The sequence below is a fragment of the Microvirga arvi genome (assembly GCF_016892765.1).
GTDB classification, from domain to species: Bacteria; Pseudomonadota; Alphaproteobacteria; order Rhizobiales; family Beijerinckiaceae; genus Microvirga; species Microvirga arvi.
This window is the reverse complement of record NZ_JAFEMD010000098.1, coordinates 1-11,252: the sequence shown is the minus strand read 5'-3', so window position 1 is coordinate 11,252 and position 11,252 is coordinate 1. Positions and strand designations below refer to the sequence as shown.

The window sequence follows — 11,252 nt, the reverse complement described above, 5'->3', positions numbered from 1 at the left end:
CCAGATCGATGATCTGCTGCCGTGGGCCTATGCCACCACGCCGGACCTCAAGGCCGTGGCCTGAGAACATCGCTTACGTTGAAAGCTCCCTCACCCACCACGAGCTACGCCGGTCGATCCCATGCAACCATGCCTACAATGAGGCTCCATACATCCGGGCCTCAACAGCTCGTTCGATGTTGCGTGATACCAAGAGCCCTCAGCCGCGGCTTGGCCGTCGGGCCCGTGCGCTTCACCAAGGATCACGCCAGGACAAGTGGTACAGAGGGGCCGTTATCTCTCAGTTCAGGGCTTTGTTTCGGCCGAGGGCACAGCGCTATCGATCGCGACCCAACCAACATCCGGACGGGGCACAGGCACCAGATAGGCACGACCGTTCTTGATTTGGGTGACCTGGCAGGAAATGGCCCGTAAGTCCCCTGGGGGACGGTAGACAACAACTGCGCCAACCTCGAGTTTATCCCCAGGATCGAGGGTTACGCTTCCCTTTGCGGTAGTCTCCCTAGATCCAGATGCCACCGACGCATCAACCGCTTGCTTGCCAGCCCGTAACCGATCTAGGGCTGCAATTGCGACCCGGGCCCGGTCCCGGTAGCGCTCGCCCACATTCCTCAACAGGTTGCCTGCATTACGTCCGGGATACCACGAGGTTCCCCCGACTTTGGCGAGTTCCTGAGCCACATGGTCGATCTCTTCTTCGGTCATCACTCACCCCCAGCTGTTCCCGCTTCTATTGCTCAATCATTATCCGGATACAAGAGTTATGCTTGATGAGACAAAGCGACAACTGCGTTCGAACAGTGAAAAGAGGGCATACCAGCACTTGAACGCGTTCGGCCAAACATGAGGCACTTAACTCTAGACGCTTCTGCAAAGAAATCACTCCTCTATCGCCCGATCCTTTAAACTCCGCTCGGCCTATCGTGTGAGCGTAGAGTTCTTTCTCCGCCGCCTCAAGAAACAGGATCCCATTGGCTGACGCATTGTGCCGACCTCCGTCCAAATGACCGGACTTGGGTTCAAGGTATCCCTGCGCTAGCTGTGATCTGATGTCGGTACAAGTCCTGCGGAGCCCTTAGGTCTGCGGCCGTAGGCCTAAGGCTGGTACGGTCCCTCAGTCCCACATTACCGCCTATCCCAGAGGATACCACGCCCATCCGAGAGGATACATCGGTATCCCCCAGGACCAGTTCTGTATCCCTATGCAGCCGTCGAGCCCGGCCGCCCCAGTGGTATTCACTCTACAGCATCGCAGTACAGCGACAGATAATCCATCTGACAACTAGCAGTGGGGGCAACAATGGCCGACAACAACGCAACTTTTGCCAATGTGTATGTCGTAACTAAGAACACTAAGGGCGAATACATAGTTCAAGCCAATCTAGCGAACGCTTATACGAATGCGACCATCGTTGATGATGGAACTGGTGGTGTAGGCGATAAGACATATGAAGTCGGCGAAATCGGATCCGATCAATTCACCATTGGCACGAAATCATTCACCTATTTAGGCAGCGTCACAAAAATAGGTAATGACATTGTCGATGGCACATTTCTTGCGGAGTCCGGTGGAGCGTTCTATCTGTTTACTGATCAGACAGTTAATGGCGCAAAAACCATTACGGGATATACAACAACTGCCAAAACTGTCATTTGCTTCCTGCCAGGCACGCAGATTGTGACACCACAGGGCGAGGTGTCCGTCGAGGCACTCCGGCGCGGCGACTTGGTTCAGACTGCAGACGGCCGCGCTGTCCCCGTGCGCTGGGTTGGACGCCAGACCATCTCCACACTCTTCGCCGACCCGCTGCGCGTCCTGCCCATCTGCATCAAAGCAGGCGCTCTGGCCGAGAACGTTCCCTCACGTGATCTCTATGTCTCGCCGGATCACGCTATCCTGATCGACGACATCCTGGTTCATGCCAGTGCTCTGGTAAACGGCACCTCGATCGTGCGGGCTCCGGCTCCGGCTCAGACCTTCACCTACTACCATGTCGAGCTGGCTGATCACTCGCTGCTCCTGGCCGACAACGTTCCGGCCGAAAGCTTCATCGACAACGTTGATCGACTGGCATTCGACAACTGGGACGAGCATGAAGCGCTCGGTGATGAGGCAGCTCCGCTGGTCGAGATGTCCTACCCGCGTGCCAAGGCGGCTCGGCAGGTTCCAGTGGCTGTGCGGGAGCGTCTTGCTGCCCGCGGCCAAGCCCTATTCGGCACCGTGACGACCAAGGCCGCGTGACCTATCGGCAGTCGTATTGAACCCGAGGGAGTGGAGCACCAGTGCTCCACTCCTTCTTGCTTAACAAATGGTCTTGCTCCAACAGCGCTTCCTAGCGCCACACGGGGGTTGTCCGTACGGCCACAACCGCTTTCATGCCCTTCACCCCGCAGGAAATCGCTGTACGGCATCACCACTCATTGCCAACGCAAGAATGAGATCAATACTTCAACTGTTGTGAAGTCTGGTTTGCCTTCAACTGGAAGTCCAAGGAGACGCCCTCACCAACCTACGATACAAGGCAAGATTTGGTCCAGCGGCGGCGCTGATCATTCGCGTGGAAGAACAGGAGCGCCCCTAGCCAATAGGTTGGCACCACAATTGACCTGAGACCGATATTAGATTTTTCAGTCGACCTGCCTATTACGATAACTAACGGCGCCCCGGCTCCGCGTCAGGATCAAAAATGATTGAAGCTGGGCCTCCTCTCATCTTGCCACATATTCCCGAACAGGACCGGTCATACCCATTTTGGTCACTATCAGATCTTCAGAGGTACTTGCTTCACAGCAAAGAAACATTGGCCTTCTTTGACAAAGTACCCGAATGTAAATGAATGAGGCTGATTGTGAGGCGCCCGATCAGGTTGCACCTGTCACGGCACGTCGAAAGCAGGATGACGATGAAATGAGTGGTATGCTCAACACCTCGCAGGAGCTGGCCCACCAGCAAGATCCCGACGAGCGGTTTAACATGAGCACGGAGATACTCACCACCCTCATCAACAACGTGCCTGGCCTTATTTATGCGGCTGAGCCAAAGGCACCTTGGTTGCCCGCGGTGATCAGTGACGGCGCGACGGGATTAACGGGCTATCAGGCTGCGGACTTCACCAGCGGACGCCTCACCTGGACTGACATCGTCTTCCCAGACGACTTGGACAATCTCCGACAGGCTAAAGCGCGGGCCCACGAGAACCGCCGTCTCTTCTCGGTCGAATACCGGATCATGACCCGGTCTGGCAAAATCCGATGGGTTCTGGACCGCGGTCGGTTCACGTATGATCAGTCGGGCGAAGCTGTGGCCCTTGAGGGCTTTGTCAGCGATCTGACTGAGCAAAAGCGGGCGGAAGAGTGCACCAAGTGGGCGATCTACCACGACACCCTCACGCAGCTCCCCAACAGAGCGCTCTTCCAAAAGACCCTCAACCGCGCTCTTGATCGGTGTGATCCAAGTTCGAACATTGGCTTGCTGTTCCTGGACATGGACCATCTCAAGCATGTCAATGACACACTGGGGCATGATGCCGGCGACATCGTCCTGCAAACAACAGCCCATCGGCTGCGATCCGTGGCTGACAGTACAAGCACAGTGGCCCGCATTGGCGGAGACGAGTTTGCAATCATTCTGCCCCACGTTACCTCAAACGAAGAACTGGCAGCACTAGCAGAAGACGTTCTCGACCGGTTGGCGGAGCCGTTCTCCTTCAAAGGGCATTCGCTTGACTGCTGTGCCAGCATTGGGGCGAGCCTTGTGCCGTCTGGTACCAGCGGTGCCTCGGAGCTGTTGAAGCATGCTGGGATCGCGCTGGATGTGGCCAGAGCCAATGGACGCAGCAGAGCGGTCGTATTCAACCCAACAATGCTGGCGGACGTCGAGCATCGGGCCACGATGCTCAGCAATGCCCGCCGCGCCATCACGGAACGCCGCATTGCGCCCTTCTACCAACCGAAGATTGTTTTAGAATCCGGCCGGCTGGCCGGCTTCGAGGCTCTCCTGCGCTGGCGCAATCCTGAGGGTCAGATGGAGACCCCTGAGACGATCCAGGCAGCCTTCGCTGATGCGCGGCTGGCGATGGGCATGGGACGACAGGTGCTTGCGGCCGTGATCGAGGACATGCGTGGGTGGCTGGAGGCCGGCCTTGAGTTTGGTCACGTGGCCGTCAACGCGTCGTCGGCTGAGTTCCAGAGCGGCCGTTTTGCCGAGCAACTGCTGAACAGCCTGAGACAGGCGGGTGTTCCCACGTCCTGTCTCGAACTGGAGGTGACGGAAACGGTCTTCCTCGGCACAGGAGCGGAGGGCGTCACCCAAGCCCTCAGGACATTGAGTTCCGAAGGCGTCAGGATCGCGTTGGATGATTTCGGCACTGGATATGCGTCGCTTTTGCATCTCAAGCAGCATCCGATTGATGTCTTGAAAATCGACCAGTCCTTCATTCGCAACCTGCCCAGCAGCCCTGAGGACGCCGCCATCCTGTCTGCTGTCCTGGATCTCGGACGAAACCTTGGTCTCACGACCGTGGCAGAAGGAATCGAGACCGCCGCCCAGGCCGAATACCTTCGGGCGGCAGGGTGTGATCAAGGACAAGGATTCTTTTTCAGAAGGCCCACTCCACGAGACGCCGTGGTCGACGTCATTGCTGCCTGGCAGCCGCACCTGGCGCACCGTGCCGACGACCATCGGGGTCATCATGACCGCCCCTGCCACTGACGGGAGCATGGGCGACTGAAGGGATACGCTGGCCAACAATCGGCTGCAATCCGCCACACGTCGGCCAAAGCCGTGCTCAGATGCCGTTTGGCTCTCCGCGGTGTCGGCCATCGGAAAACGGGCCCTTTCCCTGGTTCAGACCCAAGAGGGAGCAAACCGCAGCCCTTCGATCGCCGATCAAGCCAGCGACATTCGAAGGCCTTGATCCGGAGGCCCGGCTGCGCGACGTTTGAGCCCGGGTCGCGGATCATCCCATCCCTGCATCCGTGACCTGCTGCCCTGGAATTGGAGGCCGCATGCAGACCATTCCCCGACGCCTGAAGCTGCTGGAAAAGAAGCTGGCCAGCTTACCCGCCGACAGTGGCTCCATGCTGGTCAGTGAGCTCGATGGTTTCCTGACGGGCATCCTCGTCTGCCCTGACCTGATCATGCCGAGTGAGTGGCTGCCACTGGTGTGGGGCAGTGACGAGGACGCGGATCCGATCTTCGAGAACGCCCACCAAGCCGAACAGCTCGTGGGGCTGGTGATGGAGCAGTACAACGCCATAGCCCACGATCTACAGTCCGGCCGCTTTGCACCGGTGTTCGAGGTCGATACGCGCCATGACGAGGTGCTCTGGGAGCTTTGGATTGACGGCTTTGAAAGCGCGATGCAGCTTCGCCCAGAGAGCTGGGGAGCCCTCCTGCAAAGTGACGAAGACACGCGCACAGCGCTGGCTGGCCTGATCCTGCTCACAAGGATCAACGAGGGGGACAGCGGCCTTCCTGAGGCTGAGATCGAGGAGCTGACCGAAAAAGCCCCTGATCTTATCGGTGCCTGGGTCGAAATCCTCAATGCTTGGCGAGTGAGCCAGGACCTTAGCCCTCAGCTGGCGACACCGGCCCCGAGCTTCGGAAAGGTCGGTCGCAACGATCCATGCCCGTGCGGCTCCGGCAAAAAATACAAAAAGTGTCATGGCCTCAGCTGACCGCTAGATGCCCGCCGCACGTTCGCGCCATTCGCACCGTGCTGGGATGCACAGCGTTTCTCGACCTCCCTTCGGTCTTCGCCTCCTGAGCAGATCCAGACCCCGAGTCATGAACTTGGTGTCCGCGCGGTAACCTAACCGAGGTTAGAGGACATATGCCTCTCCTCTTTTGCACCAATCGATATCCCTTTGAGGCAATTCTGATGGCCGCCTGCAACCGTATAATCAGACGTTGCTAAGGGCGGATCACGCGGATGGGTGGTAACAACTCAAAAGACTGGACCCAGAACAGGAGAGATCCTGAGCGGAGGCCCATCATGGCGGCTGAAGATGCCGAGAACCTGCTTGTGGTAATCGTGACCAGTTGGGTCTTCGCGGCCGCGGCCCTTGTGTTCTACGGAAAGTTTAACCTGCTGCTTCTGCTGATCGCGGGAGGGTTTGTGACAGGTTTGGTGGTCCTGAGCTCCGCCTTCTCCCTGCTCAGTGCAGTCACAGTACGTAAACTGGCCTCGCGGTCTAAGCAGAGCTAGCTTCCACTTCTAAAACAGGCTGCCATACCTACAAGCACCACAGCCAAAAAGTCAGATCCCCTATCTGAGCATACCCCTTCTTATGCCCGGTTCACCTCTTTCGAATTACGGGCGCGCATCTGCCGCGCACCATATCCATAAGAGGTCAACTATGGCCAGGCATGGGATTTGGAGGATCAATGACTTCGGAACCCGACATCGAGCTGATTCCACATCGGGGTTTTGCTCTGTTGGCGCCAGAAAACACAATGGCGGCCTTTTGGTTGGCTAAAGCGCTTGGCGCCAGCTCGCTGGAATTAGACATCCAGATTTCCAGCGATGGTGTCCCAGTTGTGATCCACGACCCCACGGTGGATCGGACCACAAACGGAACAGGTGCTGTGAAGGCGCTGACCCTGGCGCAGCTGCAGGCGTTGGATGCCGGCAGCAAGTTCAGCGCGGATTACGGAGGAGCGTATATTCCGACACTGGATGAGGTGCTGCAGTTTGCACGCGATCAGGGCCTCCACGTCCACGCGGAAATCAAAGGCTATCGTCAGCAGAGCGACATCGATCTGATCCTGGCAGCGGTCAATGGCCGCCAGATGCTGGACAATGTGACCTTCCACAGTTTCAACCTGTCGGACGTGCAGTATGTCCGAAAACAGAGTGCGACGGCGGAGCTCGCGCTTATTCAGGATCCCACCACCCTTGATAGTCTCCCGAGTGTCGTGGCACTCGGCGGGACTCCGACACTCACCCTGAACTACACGAAGATTTTGGCGCACCCAGAATGGGTGACGACGGTCAAAGCCGCGGGCGTGAACCTGGCGGTCTGGACCGTCAACTCGGTCGAAAAGGTTGAGCAGCTCAGGGCAATTGATGTCACGACAATCATGACCGATGTCGCGATGGGCTCGTCCGGCAGCGGGGATACTGTCTCGGCCGCAGGGGTCACCCTCACCCGCTGGCAACGGGAGCGGATCTTCGCGCAGGGGGGCGAAATCATCACTGATGACAGCGGTTCACACCGTCCAGCGGCAGCTCCTACAGACATTGTCATGTCCACTCTGAGCGTTGCGGAGAACAGCGCCAATGGCACTGTCGTAGGCACCCTTTCGGTGACGGATGTGAATGCCGGCGAGTCAGACGAGAGTTTTACCTATGCGCTCATTGATGATGCAGACGGACGCTTCGCGCTCACTGGAGCAAGCCTTATCGTATCCAATGGAGCCAAGTTGAATTTCGAGACAGGATCATCCCACACGGTGACGGTCCGGGTCAGAGACAGTGCTGGCCTCTCCTTCAGCAAGACCCTGACAGTGTCGGTTGCAGACATCAATGAGGCGCCCACGCGTATCACCGCCATTCCCGACCAATCGGTCAGTGAGGGCCGTGCCTGGAGCTACACGGTTCCAGCGGATGCGTTCAGCGATGTAGATACAGGCACGACTCTCACCTACTCGGCCACTCAGGCCAACGGTGCCCCGCTGCCGCCATGGCTGAGCTTCAACGCAACCACCCGCACCTTCTCTGGTATGCCACCGGCGACCTTCAACGGTCCAATGGACCTGACGATTACGGCACGCGACCAAGCGCTGAGCATCTCTGACACATTCCGGCTCACCATCGCGCCCGTCAACGATGCTCCGGTGGCACTGGGCGAGAGCGTGAGTGTTTTCGAAGATGCCTCCGCCTCCGGGACCGTTCTCAGCAACGACGTTGATCCTGAGGGACAGGCGCTGGCGGTGGTCACCATCGGGGGCGCGAACATTGTGGCACAGGGCTTGGTGCTGGCCGGCACCTATGGCACGCTGAGGACCCAGTCCAACGGCGCCTACAGCTATACGGCAGACCGAGCGGATGCTCTCATTCAAGGGCAGGCCGTCACCGACACCTTCACTTATTGGGTGAGCGACGGCAGCCTCACGGACAGTGCTGTTCTGGCCTTCACTGTCATAGGCCGGGACGAGGTGCTGACCGGCACAAGCCGCGCCAACAGGCTGACGGGCGGAAACGGAGCCGATCTCATGAAGGGACTTGGCGGGAACGACACCTTGAAGGGCATGGATGGCAACGACCGACTTGAAGGAGGCCTCGGGACCGACACACTTACCGGCGGCAAAGGAGCGACCAGCCGCGACACGTTTGTGTTCAATACGTCCGCCAAGTCCGCAGCCAACATCGATCGGATCACTGATTTCGAGCGCACGTACGATCAGATCTATCTCGATGACCGCTATTTCATGGGGCTGGTCAAGGGCACACCGGACGGCATGACGATCAAGAAGGGTATGTTCGTGGCCAACCGGACTGGTGAGGCAACCTCAGACAACCGGGCGCAGATCGTGTACGAGAACGATACCGGCAAGCTGTTCTATGACCCGGATGGCAAGGGCGGTGACGGTGCCATCCACTTCGCAACCCTCGTGACGAGACCTGCCATTGCGTTCTCTGACTTTGAGATCATCTAGTGCTATCTCATGGCTGAAATCGAATTGGCCTTGACAACCGACCTCTGGCTGCGGGCCCTCGACGGGCGCACGGTGCGCCCATACCATCTGGGACGAGAGCATTCCCCACCGCATCTCAGCAGCCGATCCACGCCTTGATTGAGGGTTCTGTGGGACCGTTGTCGATACGGACCAGAGCGTGGTCCCTCAGCCCGCCATCGTGGGAAGTGAAGGTTTGAGCCGATGCAGCGCCCCAATCAGGGGGCAGCCATTCACCGGCGCCTGCACGAGCCGGAACATCACAGACGAGCACATCTGCCCCGAGTGCCTCCCGCACTGCCCCCGGTACACCCCCACATTAAGCTGAGACACCGTTGGGAGATGGTCAGCGGGTCGATGTCCAATGAAAGCGCAGGAGCACACCGGCGTTAGCAGTGCGAGAACCGGCTCGGTTAGGAACTTGCCCGCCTGAAGCTGATGACAGCTGACGCATGGGTTGCAGGGACCGTGGGATGATGATTAACAACCATCCGTTAGGCTGTTGACAACCAGTTGCACCCTAACGTCAACACTCCCATCACGATCCCAACAGAGACGGGCGCTTCAAGTGGCAAGAATTACGGCAAGTCCTGGCTTTCGGCTGCGCATGGATGCCAATGGTGACATTCCGGAGCTCGACAGTGGCTGGAGCCGGTTGTCGGCTGCCTCCGCCCCGGGAATCTTCACAGCGCCGCTTGTCCGATCCGGCGACGACTTCACGACCTACTCCGTCATCCTGGAGGGCGAGATCCTCGCCACCGCTGACGCACGGGCGACCGGGGTGATCAACACTCTTGCCCTGACGGCGGCACCCACCTACGGCACGGGCCAGCAAGACGTGCAACTGGAGGTCACCGGGGCCGAAATTGAGGTCTCGCGGATCTCCCGCATCCAATTGGGCCTGTTTCTGACGGGCGATGACAGCATCACGGGCTCCTCCCGGAGTGACGTCATTCGGGGTCGAGCGGGCAACGATGCTCTCCACGGCCGGGGCGGAAGTGATCTGCTCTTCGGCGATGACGGCAATGACACCTTAGTTGGCGGCGCCAAGGATGCGGATCGCCTGTATGGCGGAGCCGGTGATGACATCTTTTCGGTCGCCGATGCGCGGCATATCGTGTTCGAAGCAACGGGCGGCGGCCATGACACGGTCATCGCGAGTGTCGACTATGTGCTGACCGCCACCGCAGAGATCGAGGTGCTTCAAACCGGCAACGACACCGGAACGAAGGCGATCGACCTAACGGGCAGCAACACCGCAAACGCCATCCTGGGCAATGGCGGTGCCAACATCCTCTCTGGCCGCGGCGGCGATGACACCATCATTGGCGGAAATGGCAATGACACAGTCATGGGCGGCAGCGGCGCTGACCAGCTCTCGGGGGGCGCGGGCCGGGATCAACTCAGCTACGCCCAGTCGTCCACAGCGGTGATTGTCCATCTCGGGATGCAGGAGGGCTTTGCCGGCGATGCCGTTGGCGACCTCTTGGTCGATTTCGAGAATGTGATGGGCTCGCGCCACGGCGACCAGATCACCGGCGATCACCGGGGCAATAGCCTCATTGGCGCCCGCGGGAGCGATCTCCTGGATGGAGCCGATGGAAACGACACGCTCATCGGCAGCCAGGGCAATGATTCGTTGATCGGGGGCTCGGGCATTGACCGGCTCGATTACAGCCAGGACACCAGCACGCGCGGCGTTCGGGTCGATCTCACCCTCGGCACGGCGCGAGACGGCTTTGGCGGGCACGACTCTGTCTCAAACTTTGAGGACGTGCGCGGCACCCGGTCTGGCGATACCCTTGCGGGCAGCGCCCTGAACGAAACCCTGCGCGGAGAGGCCGGCAACGATCGTCTGCAGGGCCGCGACGGCAACGACAAGTTGCTCGGCGGGGCCGGGCATGACACACTGACCGGCGGCGCGGGTCAGGACGTTTTCGTCTTTAACACGGCGCCAGCACGGCGGACGAACGTCGACAAGATTGTGGACTTCAGGCCTGGAGAGGACATCTTCCACCTGGAAAACGCGGTGTTGAAGAATATCGGCTGGGTGAGCCGGCCGCTCAGGGATGATGCGTTCCACCTGGGGAAAGCGGCTGAAGATGCATTTAACCGCATCATTTACGACAAAACCACCGGCTCCTTGTACTATGACTCCGACGGCACCGGTGCCGCGCCTCAGATCAAGATTGCTGTTCTCACCAACAAGGCAGCTTTGGATTACGCCAGCTTCTACGTGATTTAACCGGCCGTCGCCCCGCCCCCTCGCGCAGAAGGCGCCTGAGGGGGCTTCGCTGGTCTACGCTTGCTGCGTCTGTCCAACGAAGCCCCGCGACAGCATACGCGGTCCCGTCACGAAGGGTATTGCCCCAGGGCCCGAAACCTCTCTGGCTCGCACGGGAATGCGAGCTGACAATCGTTTGCTCCGGCACCGAGCAGGCTCAGTAACGGGTGGCGCTGGAGCCGGTCAGCAGTCGCCCGGTTCGTGTTGCGCCCTAATTGTCTGGATGCGAGACCTCCTTGGCATGAGCGACGACCTGGAGGGCTTGGGGAAGTGCTCTAGGATCGGGCG

At 59.2% G+C, this 11,252-nt stretch carries 6 protein-coding genes; all 6 read left to right on the top strand.

All coding sequences use genetic code 11. The annotated features are described in order from the left end of the window. Positions 1-1,300: 1,300 nt before the first annotated feature. Positions 1,301-2,242, top strand: a complete 942-nt coding sequence (locus ILT44_RS28495; protein ID WP_204242987.1) for a Hint domain-containing protein — start codon at positions 1,301-1,303, stop codon at positions 2,240-2,242. A 666-nt stretch (positions 2,243-2,908) separates the two neighbouring features. Then, entirely contained in the window at positions 2,909-4,711 is a 1,803-nt protein-coding gene (locus tag ILT44_RS28490) for a putative bifunctional diguanylate cyclase/phosphodiesterase (RefSeq protein WP_204242986.1), read from the top strand. Between the two features lie 296 nt (positions 4,712-5,007). Further along, the gene (locus ILT44_RS28485) at positions 5,008-5,679 is read left to right on the top strand and encodes a UPF0149 family protein (protein WP_204242985.1); all 672 of its coding nucleotides are present in this window, start codon (positions 5,008-5,010) and stop codon (positions 5,677-5,679) included. Between the two features lie 317 nt (positions 5,680-5,996). Then, on the top strand, positions 5,997-6,209 hold the full coding sequence (locus tag ILT44_RS28480; protein WP_204242984.1) for a hypothetical protein: 213 nt from the start codon (positions 5,997-5,999) through the stop codon (positions 6,207-6,209). A gap of 179 nt (positions 6,210-6,388) precedes the next feature. Then, positions 6,389-8,662: a glycerophosphodiester phosphodiesterase family protein gene (locus ILT44_RS28475; RefSeq protein WP_204242983.1), complete on the top strand. Its 2,274-nt coding sequence runs from the start codon at positions 6,389-6,391 to the stop codon at positions 8,660-8,662. A 586-nt stretch (positions 8,663-9,248) separates the two neighbouring features. Beyond that, a complete protein-coding gene (locus tag ILT44_RS31665) occupies positions 9,249-10,925 on the top strand; it encodes a calcium-binding protein (protein WP_204242982.1) in 1,677 nt (558 codons plus the stop codon). Positions 10,926-11,252 lie beyond the last annotated feature (327 nt).

Coding starts and splice junctions, on each gene's coding strand:
- ILT44_RS28495 (WP_204242987.1), top strand. CDS start 1,301: ATGGCCGACAACAACGCAACTTTTGCCAATGTGTATGTCGTAACTAAG.
- ILT44_RS28475 (WP_204242983.1), top strand. CDS start 6,389: ATGACTTCGGAACCCGACATCGAGCTGATTCCACATCGGGGTTTTGCT.
- ILT44_RS28490 (WP_204242986.1), top strand. CDS start 2,909: ATGAGTGGTATGCTCAACACCTCGCAGGAGCTGGCCCACCAGCAAGAT.
- ILT44_RS28485 (WP_204242985.1), top strand. CDS start 5,008: ATGCAGACCATTCCCCGACGCCTGAAGCTGCTGGAAAAGAAGCTGGCC.
- ILT44_RS28480 (WP_204242984.1), top strand. CDS start 5,997: ATGGCGGCTGAAGATGCCGAGAACCTGCTTGTGGTAATCGTGACCAGT.